Annotated in this window: 20 protein-coding genes and 1 tRNA gene; 17 read left to right on the plus strand and 4 right to left on the minus strand. The window is 68.1% G+C overall.

The features are described from left to right. Positions 1 to 327: 327 nt before the first annotated feature. From ACTFO6_RS16590 to ACTFO6_RS16615, 6 genes are all read left to right on the plus strand, one after another. A complete protein-coding gene (locus tag ACTFO6_RS16590) occupies positions 328 to 1,002 on the plus strand; it encodes a response regulator (RefSeq protein ID WP_439935555.1) in 675 nt (224 codons plus the stop codon). Then, positions 992 to 2,419 carry a sensor histidine kinase N-terminal domain-containing protein gene (locus ACTFO6_RS16595; protein WP_439935556.1) on the plus strand — a complete coding sequence of 476 codons (1,428 nt, stop codon included), beginning with the start codon at positions 992 to 994 and terminating at the stop codon, positions 2,417 to 2,419. The genes ACTFO6_RS16590 and ACTFO6_RS16595 overlap by 11 nt, the downstream gene beginning before the upstream one ends. Before the next feature lie 70 nt (positions 2,420 to 2,489). Beyond that, positions 2,490 to 2,798 carry a DUF485 domain-containing protein gene (locus ACTFO6_RS16600; protein ID WP_439935557.1) on the plus strand — a complete coding sequence of 103 codons (309 nt, stop codon included), beginning with the start codon at positions 2,490 to 2,492 and terminating at the stop codon, positions 2,796 to 2,798. Then, positions 2,795 to 4,471 (plus strand): cation acetate symporter, encoded by a 1,677-nt coding sequence (locus ACTFO6_RS16605; RefSeq protein WP_439935558.1) that lies wholly within the window; start codon positions 2,795 to 2,797, stop codon positions 4,469 to 4,471. Before ACTFO6_RS16600 ends, ACTFO6_RS16605 begins: the two co-directional genes overlap by 4 nt. A 100-nt stretch (positions 4,472 to 4,571) precedes the next feature. Further along, positions 4,572 to 6,044 (plus strand): putative nucleotidyltransferase substrate binding domain-containing protein, encoded by a 1,473-nt coding sequence (locus ACTFO6_RS16610; protein ID WP_439935559.1) that lies wholly within the window; start codon positions 4,572 to 4,574, stop codon positions 6,042 to 6,044. 266 nt (positions 6,045 to 6,310) lie between these two features. Next, a tRNA-Phe gene (locus ACTFO6_RS16615) sits at positions 6,311 to 6,386 on the plus strand. 121 nt (positions 6,387 to 6,507) lie between these two features. On the opposite strand, the gene katG is transcribed toward ACTFO6_RS16615, so the two are convergent. Further along, positions 6,508 to 8,700 (minus strand): catalase/peroxidase HPI, encoded by a 2,193-nt coding sequence (gene katG, locus ACTFO6_RS16620; protein WP_439935560.1) that lies wholly within the window; start codon positions 8,698 to 8,700, stop codon positions 6,508 to 6,510. Positions 8,701 to 8,821: 121 nt separating this feature from the next. Between katG and ACTFO6_RS16625 the strand changes: the two genes are divergently transcribed. Next, a complete protein-coding gene (locus tag ACTFO6_RS16625) occupies positions 8,822 to 9,727 on the plus strand; it encodes a LysR substrate-binding domain-containing protein (protein WP_439935561.1) in 906 nt (301 codons plus the stop codon). Positions 9,728 to 9,955: 228 nt separating this feature from the next. Here the strand turns inward: ACTFO6_RS16625 and ACTFO6_RS16630 are convergent, their stop codons facing one another. The 3 genes from ACTFO6_RS16630 to ACTFO6_RS16640 form a co-directional block, all read right to left on the minus strand. Next, the gene (locus ACTFO6_RS16630; protein ID WP_439935562.1) at positions 9,956 to 10,234 is read right to left on the minus strand and encodes a hypothetical protein; all 279 of its coding nucleotides are present in this window, start codon (positions 10,232 to 10,234) and stop codon (positions 9,956 to 9,958) included. A gap of 61 nt (positions 10,235 to 10,295) precedes the next feature. After that, on the minus strand, positions 10,296 to 11,528 hold the full coding sequence (locus ACTFO6_RS16635; RefSeq protein WP_439935563.1) for an HD-GYP domain-containing protein: 1,233 nt from the start codon (positions 11,526 to 11,528) through the stop codon (positions 10,296 to 10,298). A 39-nt stretch (positions 11,529 to 11,567) separates the two neighbouring features. Beyond that, the gene (locus ACTFO6_RS16640; RefSeq protein WP_439935564.1) at positions 11,568 to 12,017 is read right to left on the minus strand and encodes a host attachment protein; all 450 of its coding nucleotides are present in this window, start codon (positions 12,015 to 12,017) and stop codon (positions 11,568 to 11,570) included. A gap of 351 nt (positions 12,018 to 12,368) precedes the next feature. Between ACTFO6_RS16640 and ACTFO6_RS16645 the strand changes: the two genes are divergently transcribed. The 10 genes from ACTFO6_RS16645 (at position 12,369) to ACTFO6_RS16690 (ending at position 25,334) form a co-directional block, all read left to right on the plus strand. Then, positions 12,369 to 14,357 (plus strand): DNA topoisomerase IV subunit B, encoded by a 1,989-nt coding sequence (locus ACTFO6_RS16645; protein ID WP_439935565.1) that lies wholly within the window; start codon positions 12,369 to 12,371, stop codon positions 14,355 to 14,357. A 25-nt stretch (positions 14,358 to 14,382) separates the two neighbouring features. Beyond that, entirely contained in the window at positions 14,383 to 16,806 is a 2,424-nt protein-coding gene (gene parC / locus ACTFO6_RS16650) for a DNA topoisomerase IV subunit A (protein ID WP_439935566.1), read from the plus strand. Positions 16,807 to 16,935: 129 nt separating this feature from the next. Further along, positions 16,936 to 18,192, plus strand: a complete 1,257-nt coding sequence (hemA, locus tag ACTFO6_RS16655) for a glutamyl-tRNA reductase (RefSeq protein WP_439935587.1) — start codon at positions 16,936 to 16,938, stop codon at positions 18,190 to 18,192. After that, positions 18,189 to 19,274 carry a peptide chain release factor 1 gene (gene prfA / locus ACTFO6_RS16660; RefSeq protein ID WP_439935567.1) on the plus strand — a complete coding sequence of 362 codons (1,086 nt, stop codon included), beginning with the start codon at positions 18,189 to 18,191 and terminating at the stop codon, positions 19,272 to 19,274. The genes hemA and prfA overlap by 4 nt, the downstream gene beginning before the upstream one ends. Before the next feature lie 89 nt (positions 19,275 to 19,363). Then, entirely contained in the window at positions 19,364 to 20,239 is an 876-nt protein-coding gene (gene prmC, locus ACTFO6_RS16665) for a peptide chain release factor N(5)-glutamine methyltransferase (protein ID WP_439935568.1), read from the plus strand. Positions 20,240 to 20,300: 61 nt separating this feature from the next. Next, complete coding sequence (gene grxD, locus ACTFO6_RS16670) at positions 20,301 to 20,621, plus strand: Grx4 family monothiol glutaredoxin (RefSeq protein ID WP_439935569.1); 321 nt, start codon at positions 20,301 to 20,303, stop codon at positions 20,619 to 20,621. A 263-nt stretch (positions 20,622 to 20,884) separates the two neighbouring features. Continuing rightward, the gene (locus ACTFO6_RS16675) at positions 20,885 to 21,505 is read left to right on the plus strand and encodes a CDP-alcohol phosphatidyltransferase family protein (protein WP_439935570.1); all 621 of its coding nucleotides are present in this window, start codon (positions 20,885 to 20,887) and stop codon (positions 21,503 to 21,505) included. 6 nt (positions 21,506 to 21,511) lie between these two features. After that, positions 21,512 to 22,168: an HAD family hydrolase gene (locus ACTFO6_RS16680; RefSeq protein WP_439935571.1), complete on the plus strand. Its 657-nt coding sequence runs from the start codon at positions 21,512 to 21,514 to the stop codon at positions 22,166 to 22,168. A 69-nt stretch (positions 22,169 to 22,237) separates the two neighbouring features. Beyond that, positions 22,238 to 24,013: a sensor histidine kinase gene (locus ACTFO6_RS16685; RefSeq protein ID WP_439935572.1), complete on the plus strand. Its 1,776-nt coding sequence runs from the start codon at positions 22,238 to 22,240 to the stop codon at positions 24,011 to 24,013. Beyond that, a complete protein-coding gene (locus ACTFO6_RS16690; RefSeq protein WP_439935573.1) occupies positions 23,982 to 25,334 on the plus strand; it encodes a sigma-54-dependent transcriptional regulator in 1,353 nt (450 codons plus the stop codon). Before ACTFO6_RS16685 ends, ACTFO6_RS16690 begins: the two co-directional genes overlap by 32 nt. The last annotated feature ends 50 nt before the right edge of the window (positions 25,335 to 25,384 follow it).

The raw sequence follows: 25,384 nt of genomic DNA on the forward strand, positions 1-25,384 counted from the left end.
AAGGTGGCGCGCACCGCCCTGCAGAACGCGGCCTCCATCGCCGGGCTGATCCTCACCACCGACGCCATGGTGGCCGAACTGCCGAAGGAAGAGAAGCCCATGGGCCACGGCGGCATGGGCGGCATGGGCGATATGGACATGTAAGAAGCATCACCCCCGCGCGGGCGTTTCGGCTCGCGCGGATCGATGTCCCCCAAGCCCCGCGCCCGCGGGGCTTTTTGTTTCCCGCTCCGCCGCCGTCCATAATATGGGCAGAGCGTCCGGTGCTTGCGGTAAATGGTTCGTTAACCATTTACCGAAGGTTCAAAACATGGAGGGCTCCGGTCGGTGCGGATCCTGCTGGCGGAAGACGATCGCATCCTGGGCGACGGGCTGGCGCGGGCGCTCCGGCAATGCGGCTACGCCGTCGACTGGGTCGAGTCCGGCCCAGCGGCCGACACCGCCCTGGCCGCCCACCGCTATGACCTGCTGATCCTCGACCTGGGTCTGCCCCGGCTGCCGGGCCTGGAGGTGCTTTCCCGTCTGAGGTCCCGGAACCAGCGCACGCCAGTGCTGATTCTCACCGCTCTGGATGGGACCGAGGATCGGGTCCGGGGGCTGGACGGCGGCGCCGACGATTACCTTACCAAACCCTTCGAGCTGGCTGAGCTGGAGGCCCGGGTGCGGGCGCTGCTGCGCCGGGGGTTGTGCGGTGCGCCCGGCGTGATCGCGCTGGGACGCCTGGCCTTCGATCCGGCTGCCCGCCAGGGCCATGTCGCCGGCAAGCCCGTCGATCTTTCGGCACGGGAGCTGGCCATCCTGGAGGCGCTGATCGGCCGCCCGGGCCGGCTGGTGAGCAAGCGGCAACTGCTGGAGCACCTGTACGAGTGGGGCGACGAGGTGAGCGAGAACGCCATCGAGGTCTACGTCCATCGGCTGCGCAAGAAGCTGGAGGGCAGCGGTGTGCGGATCCACACGGTGCGCGGCCTCGGCTATTCCATCGAGGCTTCCGATGGCCGCTGAAGCCCGCCGGCCGGCCCGGTCCCTGTTCATCGAGATCCTTGACTGGATGTTCCTGCCCCTCCTCGTGGTCTGGCCCCTGTCGGTGGTGGTGACCTACTTCGTGGCCCACGCCATCGCCGACCAGGCCTACGACCGAGAACTGGAATCGCGCCTGCACCAGTTCGGGGACCGCCTCCGCTGGCGGGATGGGCGGCTCCTGTTAGCGAGCCCGGGGATGGAGCCGACCGGGATCCTGGCAAGCCCGGAAGGTTTGCAGACGTTCTACCAGGTGAGAACCCGGGACGGCACGGTGCTGGCGGGGGAGGCGACGCTGGACATCCCGCTGCCGGCGCCGATGGACGCTCAGGTGCGTTTCGAGAACGGGCGCTTCCAAGGACGGAACGCCCGGCTGGCGTACGCCCTGCGGCCGGTGCCGGGGGCAGCGGAGCCCCAGGCCCTGGTGATCCTGGTGGGGGAGACCACGGAGCGCCGCGACCACCTGGCTTCGGCCATCGTCACCGGCATCACCCTGCCCCAGTTCCTGATCGTCCCCTTCGCCATGCTGCTGGTCTTGTGGGCGTTGCGGCGCGGCCTGCGGCCCCTGGAGCGGCTGCAGCGGGACATCCGGGAAACCCGGGCCGAGCGGCTCCGTCCCATCGACCAGGACCAGGCGCCCGAAGAGCTGCAGCCCCTGGTGCACGCCATGAACGAGTTGATCGCCCGCCTCGAGCGGCTGCTCCAGGCGCAGCAGCGTTTCGTCTCCCATGCCGCCCACCAGATGCGCACGCCCCTGGCGGGGCTCAAGACCCAGACCCAGCTCGCGCTGCGCCTCGCGCCGACGCCCGAGCTGAAGGCCTCCCTCGAGCAGATCGCCGCCGGCGCGGAGCGGGCCGGCCGCCTGGTGAACCAGTTGCTCGCCCTGGCCCGTGCCGAGGCGACCGGCGCCGGCCTCGCCCTCGCGCTCCTGGACCTGGTGTCCCTCGCCCGGGAGACCGTGGCGGAGTTCTACGACCGGGCGGTGGAGAAGGGACTTGAGCTAGCCTTCGAATCCCAGGAGCCTCGGGCGGTCATCCGCGGCCATGGGGCGTTGCTGCGCGAACTCACGAGCAACCTGGTGGACAACGCCCTCCGCTACACGCCCCCCGGCGGGCGCGTCACGGTGCGCCTGCTCGCCCGGCCTCGGGTGGTGCTGGAGGTGGAAGACACCGGCATCGGCATCGATCCCAAGGAACGGGCACTGGTCTTCGAGCGTTTCTACCGGGTGCTGGGCACCGGGGAGGAGGGCTCCGGCCTGGGGCTCGCCATCGTGCGCAGCATCGCTGAGGCCCACGGCGCCTGCGTTTCCGTGGAACCCAACTCGGCGGGAGTGGGCACCCGGGTGAGGGTGGCGTTTCCTTCCGGCGCCGGGGCGGATCGCGCCGCCGTAAGCCCCGCGTAAGCTTGGCCAGGTAGTGTGCACTCTTGGGTCGCCGCTTCGGCGGCGCTCTTTGCTCTGAGGAGGAAGCACCATGACGGACGAACTGCTGAATAAAATCTCCCGGGACCCCCGTTACCGGGAACTGGTGGCCCGGCGTTCCCGGTTCGCCTGGACCTTGGCGGCCATCATGCTGGCCATCTATTTCGCTTTCATCCTGGCGATCGCCTTCGACCCCACCCTGCTCGGGCGTCCCCTGGGCGGCGGGGTGACCACCGTGGGCATTCCCATCGGCATCGGCATCATCGTCGCGGCGTTCTTGCTGACGGGCATCTACGTGTACCGCGCCAACACCGAGTTCGACGCCCTCACCAACGAGATCGTGAAGGAGTTCAAAAAATGAGACCCCTGCCTGAACTGCTGAAATGGTCCCTGGCGGCGGCCCTCGCCCTGGCCGGGCCGGGACTGGCCATCGCCGCGGGCGCCCTCGAGGGGGAGATCAAGCGCCAGCCGGTCAACGTGGAAGCCATCGTCATGTTCCTGGCCTTCGTCGTCGCGACCCTGGGCATCACCTACTGGGCGGCGAAGCGCACCCGTTCGGCGGCCGATTTCTACGCCGCCGGCGGCGGCATCACCGGGTTTCAGAACGGACTGGCCATCGCCGGCGACTACATGTCCGCCGCCTCGTTCCTGGGCATCTCGGCCCTGGTCTACGCCTCGGGCTACGACGGGCTCATCTACTCGATCGGCTTCCTGGTGGGCTGGCCGGTTATCCTGTTCCTGATCGCGGAGAGGCTGCGCAACCTGGGCAAGTACACTTTCGCCGACGTGGCCTCCTACCGCCTCCAGCAGACCCCGATCAGAAGCCTCGCCGCGTGCGGCACCCTCACTACCGTGGCGCTCTATCTCATTGCCCAGATGGTGGGCGCGGGGCAGTTGATCCAGCTCCTGTTCGGCCTGCCCTACACCTACGCCGTGATCCTGGTGGGGGTGCTCATGGTCATGTACGTGATGTTCGGCGGCATGCTGGCCACCACCTGGGTGCAGATCATCAAGGCAGTGCTGCTGCTCTCCGGCGCGACCTTCATGGCGTTCATGGTGCTCTACTATTACGGCTTCAGCCTGGAGACCCTGTTCGCCAAGTCGGTGGAGGTCCACCCCAAGCACCAGGCCATCATGTCGCCCGGCACCCTGGTATCCGATCCGGTGTCCGCCATCTCCCTGGGAATGGCGCTCATGTTCGGCACGGCGGGGCTGCCCCACATCCTGATGCGCTTCTTCACTGTGGCGGACGCCAAGGAAGCGCGCAAGAGCGTGTTCTACGCCACCGGCTTCATCGGCTATTTCTACATCCTCACCTTCATCATCGGCTTCGGCGCCATCGTGTTCGTGAGCACCAATCCCGCCTTTCTGACCGCCGCGGGCGGGCTGGTGGGGGGCAACAACATGGCGGCCGTGCACCTGGCGAAAGCGGTGGGCGGGAACCTGTTCCTGGGCTTCATCTCGGCGGTGGCCTTCGCCACCATCCTGGCGGTGGTGGCGGGGCTGACCCTGGCCGGCGCCTCCGCGGTGAGTCACGATCTTTACGCCTCGGTGTGGAGGAAGGGCCGGGTGGACGAGCGCACCGAGATCCGGGTGTCCAAGATGGCCACCCTGGTGCTGGGGGTGCTGGCCATCATTCTCGGCATCCTGTTCGAGAAGCAGAACATCGCCTTCATGGTGGGGCTGGCCTTCGCCATCGCCGCGAGCGCCAACTTCCCCGTGCTGTTCCTGTCCATGTTCTGGCGCGGGCTGACCACCAAGGGGGCGTTCTACGGCGGATTCATCGGGCTCGGGACAGCGGTGGTCCTGGTGATCCTCGGTCCCACGGTGTGGGTGGACGTGCTGGGCAACAAGGAGGCGATCTTCCCGTACAAGTACCCGGCGCTCTTTTCCATGACCGCGGCGTTCGCCTGCACCTGGCTCATTTCGGTGCTGGACCGCAGCCAGACGGCCCGGCGGGAAGCGGAAGCCTTCGAGGCCCAGTTCGTGCGCTCCCAGACCGGCATCGGCGCGACTGGCGCGGCAGCCCACTGAGAACGGGCTTATCACGGTGCTCTGCCCCGGGGACGACGCCCCGGGGCTTTTTGCTATAAAAAGAGCCCATTGTCCGGGGAAATTCCCCAAGGATCCGCTGATGCACGCCTCTTCGCCGCCCCCCAACGCCACGGAATTTCCGGCCGGCGACACCGCTCCCGAGCTGGCGGCGCTGCTCCTCGCCCGCGTGGCGGACGTGCCGCTGCACCCGCCCACTCTGCTGCCGGGCACGGCGACCCTCACGGAGGCAGCCAGGTTCATGAAAGCGCAAGGGGCCACCTCGCTACTGGTGCAGGATGGGGCGCGCGTCGGGATCTTCACCGCCACCGACATGCGGGAAGCCCTGGTCCAGGGAGCGGACCCGGCCACCACGCCCCTTGCCCGCTTCGCCACCTTCGACCTGGTGACGGTCAGCGCGGACGAGACCCTCGCCACGGCGTTGGCCCTCATGTCCGAGCGCTCGATCCAGCGCTTGGTGGTGGTGCGCGCCGGCGAGATCGCGGGCGTGCTGGAGCAGGTGCGGCTGCTCTCCTTTCTCGCCGATCACTCGCTGGTGGTGGCGGTGCGGATTCGAGCGGCCGGAAGCCTCGCCGAGCTCAAGCACGTGATGGCCGGCATCGACCGGCTGCTCAACGACCTCTTCCGGGAAGGCATCCACGTGGAGCACCTGGCGCGCCTCGTGAGCGGGCTGCACCGGCGCGTCTACGCCCGGCTCTTCGACCTGGTGGTCCCCGCGCCGCTTCGCGGGGAGCTTTGCCTCATGGTCATGGGGAGCGAAGGGCGGGGAGAGCAACTGCGGCGCACGGACCAGGACAACGGGCTGATCGGGCGCGACGCCATCCCGATCGCCGAGCTTGCCTCGGCCGGGACCGCCCTGTCGGACGCCATGGAAACGCTGGGATGGCCGCCGTGCCCCGGCGGCGTCATGGCCCGCAATCCCAAGTGGGCGAAACCGCTTTCCGCTTTCCGGGAAGAAGTCACCTCTTGGGTGCGGCGCGGAGATGGCGCCTCGGTGCTGGATCTCGCGATTTTTTTCGATGCGCTGCCCGTCGCCGGCGACTTGAGCCTGCTCGCCCAGGCGAAGGACCGGGTGCTGGAGCTCGCCCGGGAAAACGACGCCTTCTGCGCCAAGTTCGCCCAGCCGGTGGAAATGTTCGGCGATGCGCTCACGTTCTTCGGCCGGCTGCGGGTGGAAAAGGACGGCGAGCGCCGGGGCATGCTGGATCTCAAGAAAGCGGGGCTCTTTCCCGTAGTGCACGGCGTGCGCAGCCTCGCCCTGCAATGCGGCCTCACCGAGACCAACACGTTCCAGCGCGTCCGCCAACTGGAGCACCGCCGGGTCTTCGACCAACGCTTCGGCGAGGCCCTGCGCCAGGCCTACCAGGCGCTGCTCGCCTTGCGCCTGAAGGCGGGCCTAGATCGGCCAGCAAGCGACGGGACTCCGGACAATTACATGGCGCCGGAGGCGCTAACGCCGCTGGAGCGCCGCCAGCTCAAGGAAAGCCTGCAGGTGGTGCGGGAGTTCAAAGAGATCGTGCGCTACCACTTCCGGCTCCACAGCTCGCTCTTTTGAATCGCCCGCCGCTCACGGCCCGGCCCCGCGGGAAGGCCCCGCCCCGGCCGGCTGCCCGGGGCGGCTTAACCCGTCACGAGGATTCCCGGTATAATTTTGCCTTTCCGCGAACCAAGTCGCTCAGTTGGTAGAGCAGCGGACTGACGGCTGGCCCGCGGCGCGGGCCAGCCGCAACGAAGGCTCACATCGCGTACGCGATGTGAAGCGAGGCGCGAGCCGAGCGGCCGGAGTTAAAATCCGCGTGCCAGCAGTCGGTAATACGAAGTGGCCAGGTAGCTCAGTTGGTAGAGCAGCGGACTGAAAATCCGCGTGTCGGCGGTTCGATTCCGTCCCTGGCCACCAATATACAGGTCAGCTTCTCCCACGGGCTTCCGTCCGGGCCCAGGACATCGGCAAAGCCGTCGCGTAGAGCCAGTTCCCGGACGGCCGCCTTGCGGTAGCCGGCCGGGATCGTGCGTCTTGCTCAGGCCGCAAGGTCGTAGCGGTCCAGGTTCATCACCTTGGTCCAGGCCGCGACGAAGTCCCTGACGAATTTCGCCTGCGCATCGTTCTGACCGTACACCTCGGCGATGGCGCGCAGCTGCGAGTTCGAGCCGAATACCAGGTCGACACGAGTCGCGGTCCACTTGGCCTTGCCGGTCTTGCGGTCGCGCACCTCGAACAGGCTCTTGTCGGCAGACACGGGCTTCCACTCGTTCGCCATGTCGAGCAGGTTGACGAAAAAGTCCGTGGTCAACACGCCCGGGCGATCAGTGAACACGCCGTGCTTGGCTCCGCCGAAGTTCGCGCCCAGCGCGCGCATGCCGCCGACCAGCACTGTCATTTCCGGCGCGGTGAGCGTGAGCAGCTGCGCCTTGTCCACCAGCAAGGCTTCCGCGGGCACCTCGGGGAAGCGGCTGCTGCGGTAGTTGCGGAAGCCGTCCGCGATGGGCTCCAGCGGCGCGAAGGAGGCGGCATCGGTCTGCTCAGGCAGGGCGTCCATGCGGCCCGGCGTGAAAGGCACCGTTACGTTCTGCCCGGCCTTGCGCGCGGCCTCCTCGACCGCGGCGCAGCCGGCCAGCACGATGAGATCGGCGAGCGAAATCTTCTTGCCGGCCTTGGCCGTACCGTTGAAGTCCTTACGGATGCCTTCGAGCACGCCGAGCACCTTGGCGAGCTGGGCCGGCTGGTTGACTTCCCAGTCCTTCTGCGGGGCAAGCCGGATGCGCGCGCCGTTGGCGCCGCCGCGCTTATCTGACCCTCTGAAGCTCGCGGCCGAGGACCACGCGGTGTAGACCAGCTCGGGGATGGTGAGGCTGGAAGCCAGCACCTTGGCTTTCAACGCCGCCACGTCCTTATCGTCGACGAGCGGGTGGTTGACCGCGGGAATGGGGTCCTGCCAGATCAGGTCTTCGGCCGGCACTTCGGGGCCCAGGTAGCGGGTCTTGGGACCCATGTCGCGATGGGTGAGCTTGAACCAGGCGCGGGCGAAGGCTCTAGCGAATTCTTCCGGATTCTTGTGGAAGTGGCGCGCGATCTTTTCGTACTCGGGGTCGTAGCGCATCGCCATGTCGGCGTCGGTCATGATGATGGGCACCTTCTTCGACGCATCGTGCGCGGCCGGCGCCATATTGGCGTCGGTCTGCTTGACAGGCGTCCACTGCCAGGCGCCAGCGGGGCTCTTGGTCAGTTCCCATTCGTTGCCGAACAGCATGTCGAGATAGCTCATGTCCCACTTCGTCGGCGTAGGCGTCCACGAGCCTTCCAGGCCGCTGCCGATCTGGTCGCCGCCCTTGCCCGAGCCGTAGGTGCTGACCCAGCCTAAGCCCTGGTTCTCGATATCGGCCGCCTCAGGCGCCGGACCCATCAGGAGCGGATCGCCGGCGCCGTGGCATTTGCCGAAGGTGTGACCGCCGCAGGTGAGCGCCACGGTCTCGTAGTCGTTCATCGCCATGCGCGCGAAGGTTTCGCGCACCAGGCGCGCGGAGGCGAGCGGGTCGGGCTTGCCGCCGGGGCCTTCCGGGTTCACATAGATCAGCCCCATCTGCACGGCGGCGAGCGGATTCTCGAAGTCGGGCTGGGTGCCGCCGCGTTCGTCGCCGAGCCATTGCGTTTCGGAGCCCCAGTACACGGACTCGTCCGGCTCGTAGACATCGGCGCGCCCGCCGCCGAAGCCGAAGGTCTTGAAGCCCATGGACTCCAGCGCGCAGTTGCCGGCTAGCACGATGAGATCGGCCCAGGAAATCCTGTTGCCGTACTTCTGCTTGATCGGCCACAAGAGGCGCCGCGCCTTGTCCAGGTTGACGTTGTCGGGCCAAGAATTGGTCGGCGCGAAGCGCTGCTGGCCCAGGCCGGCGCCGCCGCGGCCGTCGCCGACACGGTAGGTGCCGGCCGCGTGCCAAGCCATGCGGATGAAAAGCGGCCCGTAATGGCCGTAGTCGGCCGGCCACCAGTCCTGCGAGTCGGTCATCAACGCATACAGGTCTTTCTTGACCGCCGCGAGGTCGAGCTTCTTGAACTCCTCGACATAATTGAACGAGGCGTCCATCGGGCTGGTCTCGGAAGCGAACTGGCTCAGAATCTTCAAATTCAACTGGTTCGGCCACCAGTCGTGGTTGGTCGGCGTGCCGCCACCGGCAGCGGTGGCGTGATGAAATGGGCATTTGCTTTCGGACATGGCCTCTCCTCATAGTAGGACTACGACTCCACGGTGGAGTAAACCTATTGAAAGCCATGGTTGAGAATTTGTCTAATGAATCGTTTAGAATATTTCCATTGATGGAATCGAACGGCAGCGCATGACACTTCAGGAGTTGAAATACCTTGTCGCGCTGGCCGAGCACGGCCATTTCGGTCGCGCGGCCGAAGCCTGCTCCATTAGCCAGTCCACGCTGTCCACCCAGATCAAGAAACTGGAGAATTTCCTTGGGGTTACGTTGTTTGACCGCAGCGTGAGACGCGTGACGCCCACCCCCATCGGCCGCGAAATCCTCGCGGCGGCGCGCAGGATCGTCGAGGAGGCGGAGCGCATCCGCGAACTCGCCCGCCATGCCCAGGACCCGATGGCGCGCACGCTCCGTCTTGGCGTCATTCCCACGCTCGGGCCCTACTACTTGCCTCACGCGCTTACGCTGGTGCACAAAAAGCATCCGAAATTGCGCCTGTTGCTGCGCGAGGAAATGACACCGCAGATCATCGCTCATTTGCTCGATGGCCGGCTCGACGCGGGGCTTCTGGCGTTGCCGATGGGCGACGACAACCTCAGGATCGCGCCGTTGTTCTACGAGCCTTTTTATGCCGCGCTCCCCGCCGGCCACGCGCTAGCGGCAAGCGACATGGTGAGGGTTGCTGATCTAGCCCGAGAGAAGCTGCTGCTGCTCGACGAAGGCCACTGCCTGCGCGACCAGGCCCTCGACATATGTGGCGTCCGTGCCGGCATTCGCGAGGAGGTGCGCGCCACCAGCTTGGAGACGCTGCGCCAGATGGTGGGCATGGGGCTGGGGGTGACGCTGCTGCCGGCCTTGGCGATCGACACGGGACCACGCGCGAGCCGGAAAAGCGTGGAAAGCCGGCCATTCAGGAAACCCGCGCCAGGACGCACGATCGGCCTGGTGTGGCGCAGGAGAGCGCCGCTGCCGGAAACCTTCGAGCGCCTGGCCGAAACGCTCAAATCCGCATTGCCCGCCGGGGTAGTGCCGGTTTGATGCGATAGCGATTCTGCGGCAAAAGAAAGGCCAGAGGTCGATGGTCGTCAGCCGTTGACCGAAAGTTCAAGGATTTTCTCTCGCTGATCGGGCAGGGAGGTTATCGGTCCCCGGATGAGGAAAATAACGGGTTCCGCTTCCATTTCCGTCCCGCCCCTGCGGCCCTTCCCTCACCGGCCAAAGCCCGTTCCCTCCGCGGCCGGGCTTGCCCGCGGCCGGGCGGCGAGTTCACGCCATCCCACCCGTCGGCGAACCGAACCTGCCGGCGCGCAGGTCGTCGGCGAAGTCCGACACCCAACTGGATCCGCGCCCCACGGGGTACACCGCCACCCGGTGGTTGCGGGTGCAGGCGACGGCGACTTCCCCCGTTTCCGCCTCCACCTCCGCGGTCGCGGGATCCAGAGGCTGTTCCGTGAGGGTGAAGTCTTCCGGGCGCCAGCCGTGCCGGCGCAGGGCGGCGATGAACGCCTCCCGCTCTTCCGGGCTGATCAATCGGAACTCGAGCATCGCCGGGCTCCTTCTACCTTCTGTCTGGTTCCGGTCCGTTCCGCCCGCGGGGCAGACGCAGCTAACGGCGGAAGCAGTCCTCGGGGTTGACGCCGTAGGTCCCCGGTTCCAGCGCGCGCTTGATTTCCCGGGAGCCCGGCGCCTCCGCGCCCAGGTCGACGAGCTCCTTGGCCGGATAAGGCTTCTTGTCCGCATCGAGGACCAGGATGACGCGGGGCTTCAGGCGGTTGCCCGGATTGGACGCCGCCACTACGGCCACCTCTCCCGTGCTCAGCTCCACCAGACTGCCCGCTGGGTACGCTCCCAGGCACTGGATGAACTCCTCCACCAGATAGCCGTTGAAGAGCTGGTGGCGCCATTGGTGCATCATTTGCAGCGCCACGGCGTGGGGTACGGGAGGCACCGGCAGGCGATCGCTGGTCAACTCCTGGAAGCAGTCCACGATGGCGGCCATCTTCCCGAACGGCCCGACCTGGTCGCCGCCCAATCCTTCCGGGTAGCCGCTTCCGTCTTCCCTTTCGTGGTGGGTCGCCGCCATTTCGATCACCTCCGGCGGCATGCCGGGCGTGGCGCTGAGGATCTCGACCCCGTACTGCACGTGACCCTTCATGAGTCTGAGCTCCTCGGCGCTCATGCGCCCCTTCTTGGCGAGGACCTCTTCTGGCAGCCGGATCTTGCCGACGTCGTAGAGCAGGCCACCGAGCCCCAGCAGTTGCAATTCGTCCCGGTGCAGGCCCAGGTGGCGGCCGAACGCCAGGAGGCAGATGGCCGCGTCGATGGAGTGTCCCAGCAACGTGGCGTCTTTGGCCTTGAGGCGGGTGAGCAGCAGGAGCGCGTTGGGGTTACGGATCACGCTGTCCACCATGTCGCCCAGCGCTTGCTTGAGCTTCGAGGTCTCCAGCATGCGCCCGTTGCGGATCTCCTGCTGGACCTCCTGCATCAGAGTGTAGAGGGTCTGGCGGATGGGCTCCGCCCGCGGGAACTCCTCCTCCACGCTTGCCTGTTCCTCGTACAACACGTTCCCGGGGACCGGGTGGGAGGCGCTCGCCGCTTTGACGCCCGGGGCGGCGGAGGAGACCGCGGCCTGTCTCGGCGCGGGGCCGTCTTGGCCGCTCGAGCCTTTGAGGGGATCGATGTAGACGTAGGTGCAGTAGCGTTCCAGTGCCTCGATCTGCTCCCTGCTCTCGATCAGCAGGCCTTGCAAGGGAAAAGGCGTTTCGAGCCAGGGGCGATCCAGCTCGCACACGAACATTCCGGGACGAAGATCGGCCACCAGAACCTTTCGCTTGTTCATGATAGGAACGCCTGGGGAATCGTTCCGATGGAGGCGGCGCTACACGGCCGAGAACAACCGCTCCGGCAGCCGGGCTCTGATCTCCTGGGGCCGCAGGTGCATCAAATCCTTGTCGATCTCGAACTCCACCAGGGCCCGGGTCTCTGGCGTGAGCCGCTCCCGCAGCAGGCCCAGGAACTCGGGGGCGGCCACCAGTCCGAGCCGGTCGAACTCGCCCCGCACCCGGGCGGCGTCTAGGCGGCTGGCGATCTCGATGGCGAACTTGATGGCCTCGGTTTCCTTGGGGTCCACGTTGGGCTCCTTGGCGTGGCGCCCCTCGCCGCTGCGGTCGAAGGTACGCCCGGGGACGTCCGAGACCAGCTCCCGGGCGTGCAGCCTGCTCTCCGGATGCACCAGTGCCTCCAGCTCGGTGAGGGGTCCCAGGGGTTTTTCGGCCAGAAAGATGCGCGCCTTGGCCTTGTCGGCCACCAGGATCCACATTTTTCGCATGGTATGTTCTCCCTGACCTGAGAATCGGGATGATCGAAGCAACTTCCGCTCCTTCACTCCTCCGTGGGTATCCTGATTCTATCTCGATTCTATATGGTATTCCGGAGCCGCGGGTTCAAGGCGGTGGCCCCAGCGTGACAGGCTTTTCCGCACTGTGCCATAATTTCGCGCCGAACGCTCCGTGGTCGAGGGGCGCGGGCAAGGAGAACCCTAAACGACAAAGCGGTTTTCTCCCATTGACGACGCGGAACACCCAAGGCTTGCGCGATCCCGAAAGTCGGCAAGCCTTTTTCGCTTCTTGAATGGCGGCTTGAGCCTTTCCGCGGAGCGGCGGGGAAGCGATTGACCATCATGGCCAAGGACGCGGGCTACAGCGCAAAGGACATCGAGATCCTGGAGGATCTGTCGCCGATCCTCCATCGGCCGGGGATGTACACCGATCCCCAGAACCCCAACCACGCCCTGGTGGAGGTGATCGACAACGCCGCCGACGAGGGGCTCGCCGGGTTCGCGAAGCGCGTCTCGGTGATCCTGCACGAGGACGGCTCCGCCACCGTGGAGGACGACGGCCGTGGCATTCCCATCGACGTCCACCCCAAGAAAAAGGTGCCGGCGGTGCAGGTGATCTTCACCACGTTGCATTCCGGCGGCAAGTTCCGCAAGACCGACAAGGACGCGGCCTACCGCATCGCCGGGGGGCTCCACGGGGTCGGCGTGTGCGTGTCCAACGCCCTGTCCCGGCGGCTCGAGGTGGAGGTGAAGCGGGACGGCGGCCACTACCGCATCGTGTTCGCCGACAACGGCCAGGTGAAGGAGCCCCTGCGGAAAATCGCCGCCGTGGGGCCCCGGGAGACCGGGACCCGGGTGCGCTTCTGGCCCGATGCCAAGTATTTCGACTCGCCGAAGATCGACGTCCAGCAGATCGTGGCACTGCTGCGCGCCAAGGCCATGTTGCTGCCCGGCGTGCGCTTCACCTTGGGGATCGAGAAGAAGGGCCGAATCGAGACTACCGAGTGGCACTTCCCGGAGGGGATCCGGGGCTACTTCGCCGAGGCCATGGCCGGGCTCGGGCCCGTCGCCGCGCCCTTCTACGGCGAGCGCTACATCACCGCCCAGTCCGAGTCCGACAGCTTCGCGGAAGGAGAGGGGGCCCTGTGGGCCATCGCCTGGACCGCCGAGGGCGAAACCGTCACCGAGTCCTACGTCAACATGATCCCCACGCGCCACGGCGGCACCCATGTGGCGGGTCTGCGGGAAGGGGTCTACCAGGCGGTTAGGAACTTCATCGACCTGCACTCCATGGGCAGCCGCGGCTTGAAGGTGGTGCCGGAGGACGTGTGGTCCCGCGCCTCCTACGTGCTGGCGGTCAAGATGCTGGATCCCCAGTTCAAGGGCCAGGTGAAGAACGAGCTGATCTCCCGCGATGCGGTGAAGCTCGTGGCCCAGATGGTGCGCGACCCCTTCGAGCTGTGGCTCAACCAGCACGTGGAGGAAGGCAGGCGCATCGCCGAGCTGGCGATCCGCCAGGCCCAGGCCCGCACCCGGGCGGCGCAGAAGGTGGAGCGACGCAAGAGCTCCGGCGTGGCGGTGCTGCCCGGCAAGCTCACCGATTGCGCCAGCGACGACCCGGAGCGCAGCGAGCTCTTCATCGTGGAAGGCGATTCCGCAGGCGGCTCGGCCAAGCAGGCCCGGGACAAGGAGTTCCAGGCGGTGCTGCCCCTCAAGGGGAAACCGAAGAACACCTGGCAGGACGATCCCCATACTCTCTACTCCAACAAGGAGATCGAGGCCATCGCGCTGGCCATCGGCGTCGATCACCACAAGCCCGGCGACGCGGTGGATCTTTCGGGGCTGCGCTACAAGCGCATCATCATCCTGGCGGATGCGGACGTGGACGGGGCCCACATCCAGGTGCTGCTCTTGACCCTCTTCTTCCGCCATTTCCCCAAGCTGATCGAGCGCGGCCACGTGTACGTGGCCCGGCCGCCCCTGTACCGCGTCGACGTGCCGGCCCAGGGCAAGGGCCGCCCGGCGCGCAAGCTCTACGCCCTGGACGACGCCGAGCTGGAATCGCTGCTCGCGAAGCTCGCCGACGAGGGCGTGCGCCCCGGGAGTTGGACGGTGAGCCGCTTCAAGGGCCTGGGGGAGATGAACCCGGAGCAGCTCTGGGAGACGACCCTCAATCCGGACACGCGCCGCGTGCTGCCGGTCAGCCTCGCCGGGGCCGAGCTGCAGGAGTCCCTTTCCGTCTTCAACATGATGATGGCCCGGGAAAACGCCGCCCAGCGCCGGGAGTGGATGGAGGCTTACGGCAACCTGGTGGAGGCGGACATCACGTGAGGGCCGAAGAGTAAGGAAGGCTTGGATGGGAAACCAGTCGGAGCTGTTCGAAGGCGGCGCGACCGTCGTCGGGGAAAAACCGAAACCCAAGGGCTCGCCTCCGGCCGGCGGGTCGGGCAGCGGGAGGCTGCCGCCCTACTTCGCCCCCCTGGAGGGCGAGCCCGGCGATGCCCTGCCCCTGGGCAGATATGCATCGACCCAGTACCTGCAGTACGCCGTCGCCACGGTCAAGGACCGGGCGCTGCCCCGGCTCGCCGACGGGCAGAAGCCGGTGCAGGGCCGAATCCTCTACGCCATGTGGGAGGCGGGGCTGCGCTCCGGCGCCAAGCGCACCAAGTCCGCTGCGGTGGTGGGCGATGTCCTCGGGAAGTACCATCCCCACGGCGACGCGTCGGTGTACGACGCCCTGGTGCGCCAAGCCCAGGACTGGACCCTGCGCTACCCCCTGATCGACGGGGAGGGCAACTTCGGTTCCCGGGACGGGGACGACCCCGCCGCCTACCGCTACACGGAGGCGCGGCTCACCCGGTTCGCCGAGGTGCTGCTCGCCGAGGTGGACCTGGGCACGGTGGACCTGGTGCCCAACTACGACGGCACCCGCACCGAGCCTAAGGTATTGCCGGCGCGTCTTCCCGTGGTGCTCTTGAACGGCGCCTCGGGCATCGCGGTGGGCATGGCCACCGAGATCCCCAGCCACAACCTGAACGAGGTGGCGCGCGCGGCGATTGCCCTGATCCGCGATCCCGGGCTCGGCGTGGAAGAGCTCATGCAGTACGTCCCGGGCCCCGACTTCCCGGGAGGCGCCCAGATCATCACCCCGCCCGAGGAGCTCAAGCAGGCCTACGAAACGGGGCGGGGAACGATCCGGGTGCGGGCGCGCTGGACAATCGAGCGCCTGGCCCGGGGCCAGTGGCAGGTGGTGGTGCAAGAGCTGCCGCCCGGCACTTCCGCCCGCAAGGTGCTGGAGGAAATCGAGGCCATCACCAATCCCCAGCCCAAGCCAGGCAAGAAGTCCCTGGCGCCGGAGCAGGTGCGGGAGAAGCAGCTCATGCTCTCCATGCTGGACCGGGCCCGGGACGAGTCCGACCGGGCCCACCCGGTGCGGCTGGTGTTCGAGCCCAAGACTTCCCGCGTCGACGAGACCGAGTTCGTGAACCTGCTGCTGGCCAAGACCAGCCTGGAGACCAACGTCTCCCTGAATCTCACCATGGTGGGGCTTGACGGGCGGCCCGCCACCAAGTCGCTGAAGCAGGCGCTCGCCGAGTGGCTCGAGTTCCGCCTCGCCACGGTGACCCGGCGTACGCGGCACCGGCTGGCGCAGGTGTTGGAGCGCATCCACGTGCTGCAAGGGCGCATGCTGGTGCTGCTCCACGTGGACAAGGTGATCAAGATCATCCGGGCCGCCGACGATCCCAAGGCCGAGCTCATTAAGGCGTTCAAGCTCACCGAGCGCCAGGCGGAGGACATCCTGGAGATCCGGCTGCGCCAGCTCGCCAAGCTCGAGCACCTCAAGGTGGAGAAAGAGCTGGAGGAGCTGCGCAAGGAACGGGAGACGCTGGAGAAGGTGCTGGCGAGCCGGCGGGCCCTGGAGAACCTGGTGGTTAAGGAGATCGAGGCCGACGCCAGGACCTACGGCGACGAGCGCCGAACCCTCATCGAAGCCACCGAAAAGGCGGCAGTCGCCGCCCCCGTCATCGACGAGCCGGTGACGGTGATCTTTTCCCGCAACGGCTGGGTGCGCAGCCGCCAGGGCTGGGAAGTGGACGCCTCCACCCTCTCCTTCAAGGAAGGTGATTCCCTGGCCGCCCTGATCCACTGCCGCACCGTGGACCCGGTGGTGTTCCTCGACTCCAACGGACGGGCCTACACCGTGCAGGCCTCGGAGCTGCCGAGCGCCCGGGGCGACGGCGCGCCCGCCTCCTCCCTGGTGGAGGTGCAGGCAGGCGGCCGTATCCTGCACTGCGTAGCGGGCAGGCCGGACACCCGGGTGCTGGTGGCGGGAAGCGGCGGCTACGGCTTCATCACCACCCTCGGCGACATGCTGTCCACCCGCCGGGCCGGGCGCGAGTTCATGGCGCTGGAACCGGGGGAGGCCCCCATCGCGCCCTTCGTCTTCGAGGACTCCCCGGGCAACTACGTGGCGGCCCTCTCGGAGCGGGGGCGGCTGCTCCTCTTTTCCATCGCCGAGATGAAGCGCCTGGCCCGGGGCCGGGGAGTGATCGTCATGGGGCTGGAGACGGACGAAAAGCTCGCCGCGGTGGCGGTGTCGGACCAGCAGGAGCTCTCGGTCAGCGGCGTCGCGCCCCGCAGCGGAAAGAGCAAGACCCTGGTCCTCGCGGGCGAGAAACTGGCCCATTATTGCGGGCATCGGGCCCGCATGGGGCGGGGGCTGCCCGAAAAGCTCCGCCCGCCCCTCGGCCTGTCGGTCCCGGCTCGGCCGAGCGCCTGAGCGCCGGCGCCTGCGGCCCGCCAAGGCCCCCCGTCCTGCTGGTGCGCCCCGGATGTTCCCATACTATAATCAATCACTTTTTGCATTTTCGGAGCGCCGGCGAGGCGTTTCGTGCCCGCCGGCGGGGCCATGCAGTTGTACACCATCGGAATCAATCACCAGAGCGCCCCCCTCGAGGTGCGGGAAAAGGTCGCGTTCCAGACGGAAGCGCTGACGGATGCGCTGCGCGACCTGGTGGAGCGGCGGCCGGTCACGGAAGCCGCGATCCTTTCCACCTGTAACCGCACCGAGGTGTATTGCAGCACCGACCAGCCGGACGAGGCTGTGCGCTGGCTCGCGGGCTACCACCGCATCCCCGCCGCCGCCCTGGAGCCCTACCTGTACCAACTCCCCCGGGAGCAGGCGGTGAAGCACGCCTTCCGCGTGGCGAGCGGCCTGGACTCCATGGTGGTGGGCGAGCCCCAGATCCTCGGCCAGTTCAAGGAGGCGGTGCGCACGGCGGAGCAAGCGGGGACCCTGGGGGTGCTGCTGCACAAGCTGTTCCAGCGGACCTTCAGCGTGGCGAAGGAGGTGCGCACGCGCACCGACATCGGCGCCAATTCCGTCTCCATGGCCGCCGCGGCGGTGCGCCTGGCGCTCAAGATTTTCCCCTCCATCGGCGAGCAATCGGTGCTGTTCGTGGGCGCGGGCGAGATGATCGACCTGTGCGCCACCCATTTCGCCGCCCACCGGCCGCAGCGCATGACCGTGGTCAGCCGCACTCTGGACCGGGCGGAGGCGCTGGCCGCGCGGCTGCAATGCCGGGCCGTGACCTTGAGCGAGCTGCCGGACGTCCTCGCCTTGCACGACATCGTCATTACCTGTACCGCTAGCCCCCTGCCCCTCCTGGGCAAGGGGCTGGTGGAGCGGGCGGTGCGGGCGCGCAAGCACCGGCCCATGTTCGTGGTGGATCTCGCCGTTCCCCGGGACGTGGAACCCGAGGTGGGCGAGCTGGACGACGTGTTCCTGTACACCGTGGACGACTTGGCGGAGATCGTGCAGGAGGGCATGGACGCGCGCCAGGGCGCGGTGGTGCAGGCAGAGGCCATCATCGACAGCAACGTGGTCTCGTTCATGGAATGGTTGGAGGCCCGGCAAATGGTGCCGACCATCCGGGCGCTGCGGGACCAGGCGGAGCGCCAGCGGCGGTACGAACTGGAGCGGGCGCTGAAGGCCCTCGCCCGAGGCGAAGACCCGGTCCGGGTGGTAGAGGCCCTGTCCCGGGCCCTCACCAACAAGCTGCTCCATGCCCCCAGCCACGCCCTGTCCCACGCGACCCCCGAGGACCGGGAGCGGCTGCTGGAGCTCGTTCATCGCCTGTACCAGATGCATCACCCCCACCCATGAAGCGCAGCCTGGTCGAACGGCTGGACAAGCTGGAGCGGCGCCTGGAGGAGATCGACCGGGCTCTCGCCCGGGAGGATGCGGCGGCCGATCTCGACCACTACCGTAAGCTCGCCCGGGAGCACGCCGAACTGACGCCCCTGGTGGAGCTTTACCGGGGTTACCGCCAGCGGCAGCAGGACCTGGAGGCCGCCCGGACGATGCTGGGCGACCCGGAGCTCAAGGAGCTGGCGGAAGAGGAGCTGGAGCAGGCCCGCGGGCAGATCGCCCGCATCGAGGCGGAGCTGCAGCGAATGCTCTTGCCCAAAGATCCCAACGACGAGCGCAACGTGTTCCTGGAAATCCGCGCCGGCACGGGGGGCGACGAGTCGGCCCTCTTCGTCGGAGACTTATTCCGCATGTACTCCCGCTATGCCGAGCGTAAGGGCTGGAAAGTGGAAGTGCTGAGCGCGAGCGCGAGCGAGCTGGGCGGCTACAAGGAGATCATCGCCAAGATCGTGGGCAAGGGGGTCTATTCCCGCCTCAAGTTCGAGTCCGGCGGGCACCGGGTGCAGCGGGTGCCGGCCACCGAGACCCAGGGTCGCATCCATACCTCGGCGGCCACGGTGGCGGTGATGCCGGAGGCCGACGAGGTGAGCGACGTGGTCCTCAACCCGGCGGAGCTGCGCATCGACACCTTCCGCGCCTCGGGTGCCGGCGGCCAGCACGTGAACAAGACCGACTCGGCGGTGCGGGTGACCCATCTGCCCACGGGCATCGTGGTGGAGTGCCAGGACGACCGCTCCCAGCACAAGAACAAGGCCCAGGCCCTGGCCATCCTGGCGGCCCGGATCAAGGACAAGCAGCTCCGGGAGCAGCAGAGCCAGCAGGCCGCCACCCGCAGGCTCCTGATCGGCAGCGGCGACCGCTCCGAGCGCATCCGCACCTACAACTTCCCCCAGGGCCGGGTGACCGACCACCGCATCAACCTCACCCTGTACAAGATCCACCAGATCATGGACGGGGATCTGGACGAGCTGCTGGATGCCCTCGCCACCGAGCACCAGAGCGAGCAGCTCCAAGCCATGGCGGAAACCCCGGCGTAAGTCGCCCGGGCGCTCTGGGGCGCGGGGTTAATGGCTGGACAGAAGGTTTCAGGGTTGCGGGGCGAGAGCGCACAGGCCGGGACAGGGACATGGACACGACGTTGGACGCCTTCTTGCGAGAGGCGGCGCGGGCGCTGCAGGACGCCCTGGGTCTTCCCTTCGGCGAAGCGCACCTGGAGGCGCGCGCCCTCGCCGGCCATGCCCTTTCCCGCAGCGCCGCCCAGCTCGTCGCCGCGTCCAACGCGGTGTTGAGCGAGACGGACGAGGCGCGGATTCGCGCGCTGATCGGGCGCAGAAGGCGGGGGGAGCCGGTCGCCTACATCACCGGACGCCAGGAGTTCTACGGTCTCCAGTTCAAAGTCACGCCCGCGGTGCTGATCCCCCGGCCGGAGACGGAGCTGCTGGTGGAGCAAGCCTTGGCGCGCATCCCGCCCGGTGAAGCGGTGGGGGTGCTGGACCTGGGGACCGGCAGCGGCGCGGTGGCCATCGCCATCGCCCGCGAGCGGCCCCAGGCCCGGGTGGTCGCCACCGACCTCTGGGTGGCGGCGCTTGCGGTGGCCCGGGAAAACGCCACCCGCCTCGGCGCGGCCAATGTGCGCTTCGTCCATGGGGATTGGTACGAAGGACTGGAAGGCGAGCGTTTCGAGGTGATCGTTTCGAATCCGCCTTACGTGGCGGCCGGCGACGCCCACCTCCAGGAGGGGGACTTGCGCTTCGAGCCCCACGAGGCCCTGGTGGGTGGCCCCGATGGGCTCGATGGCATCCGCCGCATCGTGGCGGGCTGCCGCGACCATCTGCTTGCCGGGGGTTGGCTGCTGCTGGAGCACGGGTTCGACCAGGGGGAGGCGTGCCGCCGCCTCTTCGGGCAAGCCGGGTTGATCGATGGGTTCACCGTCCGCGACCTGGCCGGCCTCGAACGGGTCAGTGGTGCCCGCCTTGAGACTTTAGCCGGCAGCCCTGTATAATTCCTTAGCAAATTAGTCGGTTATTTCCATCGATGGATTCAAAACGTTTATAGGAGTGCAGATGAGCGTCCAGGAAAAGATCAGACAACAAGTCACCGGCCACAAGGTGGTGCTCTACATGAAAGGCACGCCCCAGTTTCCCCAGTGCGGCTTTTCCGCCAACGCGGTGAACATCCTCAAGGCCTGTGGCGTCACCGACTTCTTCAGCGTGAACGTGCTGGAGGATCCGGAGATCCGCCAGGGCATCAAGGAGTACGCCCAGTGGCCCACCATCCCCCAGCTCTACGTGAACGGGGAGTTCGTCGGCGGCTCGGACATCATGACCGAGATGTACCAACGGGGAGAGCTCCAGAAGCTCCTGGAGCGCGCCACGGCGGCATGAGTCGGTCCGCTTTCGTGTCCTAGGAAAGCCAGCCTTCCGGGCTGGCTTTTTTATAGGGCCTCGAGGGCCGACCTACGCCCGTCGAGGCAAGAGCATTACCAAGCCGCTGCGGGCTCGGGAACCCGCAACCCCGGATCGTCTTCCAATTCCACGACGCCCGGCGCGCCGGCTCCCGCTCTCGGCCCGGGGGCGCGGAAGCGGTGGCGGCCGCCGGAACGGAGTCCATTCATACCATCGTTCTCCATTCCTCGACGCCGCGTCCCATGGCCAACTTGATCACCGCCTCCCGCTTCGTCCTCCTTTTCGTGCTGGTCGTCATGGTCTACCAGTTACCGCCGCCCTGGCAGCTCCTGAATGCGCCGCTCCTCGTGCTGATCTTCGCCCTCGACGGCATTGACGGCTACGTCGCCCGCAAGCGCCGCGAGGAAAGCCTGTTCGGGTCCGTGTTCGACATCGCCGTCGATCGCGTGGTGGAAAACGTGTTGTGGCTCGTGACTGTGCACCTGGGCCTCGTGCCGGTATGGGTCGGGATCGTCTTTCTCACCCGCGGTTTCCTGGTGGACGCGGTGCGCGCCCAGGGACTCAAGCGGGGCGAGACCCCGTTCGCCATGGCGCGCACGGCCCTCGGGCGCTGGCTGGTGGCGGGACGCTTCATGCGCTTCGCCTACGGCGCGGCCAAGATGCTGGCCTTCTGCTGGATTCTGCTCATCCAGCCCTGGCCGCAGGTGTTTCCCGAACTGTGGGCGGAGAGGAGCGCCCTGCTCCTCGGCATCAAGGACGCCCTGGTGTTGATCGCCGTCGTCCTGTGCCTGGCCCGCGGCCTGCCGGTGATCGTGGAGTTTGTCGCCTCCGAGCGGGTCGCCCCGGCCCGGGCGGCGCGCTAGTCCGCCGTGGCCCTGGTGCTGATCGACGTGGACGGGACGCTCTTGCGGGTGGCCCATTCCGAGCCGCGCTTCGCCGCCTATCTCGCCCGGCGCGGCTTCTTGGGGCCGCGCCAGATGCTGGCCTACGCGGGCTTCGCCGTCCGCGAGTGGCCGCGCTACGGGCGCGACGTGCTGAGGAAGAACAAGGCCTACCTGTACGGGCTCGAGGTCGAGGACATCGCCCGGCTGGGGGAGCGCTTCGTGGCCGAACACCTGGTCCGCCATATCCGCCCGGCATTGGTCCAGCGGCTGTGCGCCCACGCCGAGCGGGGCGACCGCCTGGTCCTGCTCACGGGCACGCCCGATTTCCTCGCTTGGCCGCTGGCCCGCTCCATCGGCGTGCCCCAGGTGGTGGCCACCGTGTGCGCCACCGATGGGGCCGGGCGCTACAGCGCCGCCCCGCCCCTGGTCCATCCCTACGGCGAAGAAAAACGGATGCTGGCCGAGGGCCTATGCGTAGCTCATGGAACGACGCTGGGGGAATGCGTGGCCTACGCCAACTCGGCGTCCGACCTGCCGCTGCTCGGGTCGGTGGGCACGCCCGTCGCCGTGGCGCCCGACGCCGGGCTCACCGCGGCGGCCCGCCGCACCGGCTGGAGGGTGATCGAGGGCCGGGCCGGTTAGGCCGCGGATTGTAACCGCGTCCGCCCCGTGCTCAAATGTCTCGGCAGTCGCCTTCGAGACCGGAAGCCTATGCCAGGGAGTCCCTTCACCACGGTGTCGCGCCGGGCCCGCCGCGTCCTGGGCCAGTCATGGGGGCGGTTGCGCGACATCCCAGTGCACTCGAGCCTGAGCGCGCGCTATCTCCTGGTGTCCCTGTTGGCGGCTCTGGTGCCCCTCGCCGCCACCGTGGTCCTCTATGATCGTTATGCCGCCGAGATGGTGGTGCGGCTCGCCGACCAGCGCCTCGAAAGCCGGCTCACCGCCGCGGCGAGCAAGCTGGCCGATTTCCTGAGGACCAAGGCGTTCCAGCTCGAGGCCCTGGCCGATTTCCCCGAGCTGGCGGCCATCGCCCACACGGACTTGCACCGGCTCGACGAACGCCTGCTCAACCTGCTGCGCTACGAGACCGACGCCCCGGACGTCTACGGTGTGCTGTTCTTCGATGCCGCCGGGCGGGTGCTGGCGGCGCTGCCTGGACACGGCGCACCCGGTGCGCCTCTGTGGGAGGAGCGGGAGTTCTCCCTCGGGGCGCTGCCCCGGGTGGAGTTCCAGGGCGCCGAGCTGATCGGCCCGCTGGTGCCGGGGGACGGGCGCCCCAGCTGGTTTCTGCTGCGCCGGCGCATCGGATCGGAGCCGGTGAGCGTCGCCCTCCAGGTGCGGCTCGCCTCGGTCACCGAGCTGCTAACGGGGGCGGCGCTAGACGTCTACCGCCCGGTCCTGCACACCCCCAATGGACGCGTCTTCTCCGAGGTAGGCACCGAGCTGCGGGTCGCCGCGCCCCTCGTCTCCGGTCCCGAGATCGCGCCGGGATGGTTTCCGGCGATGCTGCGGGAGGCGGCCGAGCTGCCCTCCCCCGGGGCCCCGGTGCGCTACATCATGCTGGGTCTCGCGAGCGCGTCCGCCGGCGCCCTGCTCTTGCTGTTCCTGCGGCTGGGGGCGCGCATGCGCCGCCGCATCGCGCCCCTGGTGGCCGGCGCCGAGTCGGTGGCCCGGGGCGAGCTGGCGATCCACGTTCCGGTGGAAGGCCGGGACGAGATCGCCACCCTGGCGCGGGCGCTGAACCGCATGAGCGCTGAGTTGCGGGCGCTGATCCGCGCCCGGGTGGAAACCGAGAAGCGGGCGGCGCTGGGGGAATTCGCCGCCAGCATCGCCCACGAGGTGCGCAATCCCCTGGCCACCATCAAGACCAGCGTGCAGGCCCTGGGAGCGAGGGAGACGGAGCCCGCGCGACGGGAGCTGGTGGATCTCGTCGTCGAGGAGATCGAGCGCATCAACGGCGTGATCCAGAGCCTGCTCAGCTTCGCCCGCCCCAGCGAACCGGAGAAAAGCGACGTCACGGCGGGGGAGCTGCTGCGCCGGGTGGCGGCCCTCGCCGGCTCCATGGCGGAGGAATCCCGGGTCGCCATCTCCGTGCTGGGGGAGCGGGACCTGCGCTTCCATCTGGACGCGGGCCAGGCCCAGCAGATCCTGGTGAACCTGGTGCTGAACGCCCTGCAGGCGATGCCCCAGGGGGGAACGCTCACCCTGCGCGCCTACCGGGACGGGCCCGTCGGCTGCCTGGCCGTGTCCGATACGGGGGTCGGCATCCCGCCGGGGCTCGTGGACAAGGTGGCCGAGCCTTTCTTCACCACCAAACCCGGCGGCACCGGGCTCGGGCTGGCCGTGTCGCGCCAGCTCGCCGAGATGAACGGGGGCCGGATCGAGATCGCGAGCGAGCCCGGCGCCGGCACCACGGTGACCGTGCGCCTTCCCCTCGCCGCCGCGGACCTCACCCATGAAGACTGCGCCCCTGGTGCTCATCATTGACGACGAGCGCAAGCTGGTGCGCTCCCTGGAGTTCGCCCTGAAGGGGGCGGGAATCGACGCGCGCGGGGCGTTCGACGGCGAGAGCGGCCTGAAGCTCGCCGCCGAGATCGATCCCGACGCGGTGCTCCTGGATCTGCGCTTGCCGGAGGTCTCGGGCATGGAGGTGCTGGCCGCCCTCAAGGCGGCCCGGCCGGACCTGCCGGTCATCATGATCTCGGCCCACGGCGACACCCGGGCCGCCGTGCAATGCGTGAAGGCCGGCGCCTCCGACTACCTCACCAAGCCCTTCGACCTGGACGAGCTGGTGCACTTGATCGAATCCACCGTGAAGCGCCGGCGCATCGACCAAGAGGTGGCCTACCGGCGCGGGCTGACGGCGAGCGAGGCGGTCATCGTCGGCGAGCATCCCGCGACCCAGCGGCTGCGCGAGCAGGTGGCCCGGGTCGCGGCGAGCAGCGCCCGCACCATCCTGTTGCTGGGCGCTTCCGGCACCGGCAAGGCGGTGGTGGCGCGGGCGATCCACCAGGAGAGCGAGCGCCGCGCCGGGCCCTTCGTGGAGGTGAACTGCGCCTCCCTGCCCGAGCCGCTCCTGGAGGCGGAGCTCTTCGGCGCCGAAAAAGGGGCCTACACCGGCGCCCATCAGCGGCGGGTCGGGCTGGTGGCCCTGGCCGACGGGGGCACCCTGTTCCTCGACGAGATCGGGGAGCTGGCGCCGCCGCTGCAGGCGAAGCTCCTCTCTTTCCTAGAAAACCGCACCTATCGCCCCCTGGGGAGCGCTCGCGAGGCGGCGGCGGACGTGCGCGTCGTGGCCGCCACCAATCGGGATCTGGCGGCGGAGGTGCGCGCGGGCCGCTACCGCGAGGACCTGTACTACCGGTTGAACGTGGTCCCCATGGAGCTGCCGGCCCTCCAGGACCGGGGCGAGGACGTGTTCCTGCTCGCCGCCCACTTCGCCGAGCGTTTCGCCCGGGAGGAAGGATGCGCCCCGGTCAAGCTGGGGGAGGCGGCACGGAGGCTGTTCCGCGCCTACCCCTGGCCGGGGAACGTGCGGGAACTGCGCAACCTGATGGAGCGGCTCACCATTCTCCATCCAGGCCAGACCATCGAGCCCTCGCACCTCCCCCCGGAGATGAGACCCTCCGATCCGGGAGGTCCGGCGGCCGGTCGCCACGCCTTGCCAGAGCGCCTGGCGGCGGCCGAGCGCGACTTGCTGCTGGAAGCGCTGGCCCGGGCCCGGGGCCAGAAGGGCCTCGCTGCCCAGTTGCTGGGCATCTCCCGCCACGCCCTCAAGCGGCGGCTCAAGCGCCTCAAGGTGGGCTGAGCGGAAACCGCTCGGCCTCGCGCCCCCTAGAGCGGAAAGCGCTCAAGGGG

It is taken from the genome of Pelomicrobium sp. G1 (genome assembly GCF_051905455.1).
GTDB lineage: Bacteria > Pseudomonadota > Gammaproteobacteria > Burkholderiales > UBA6910 > Pelomicrobium.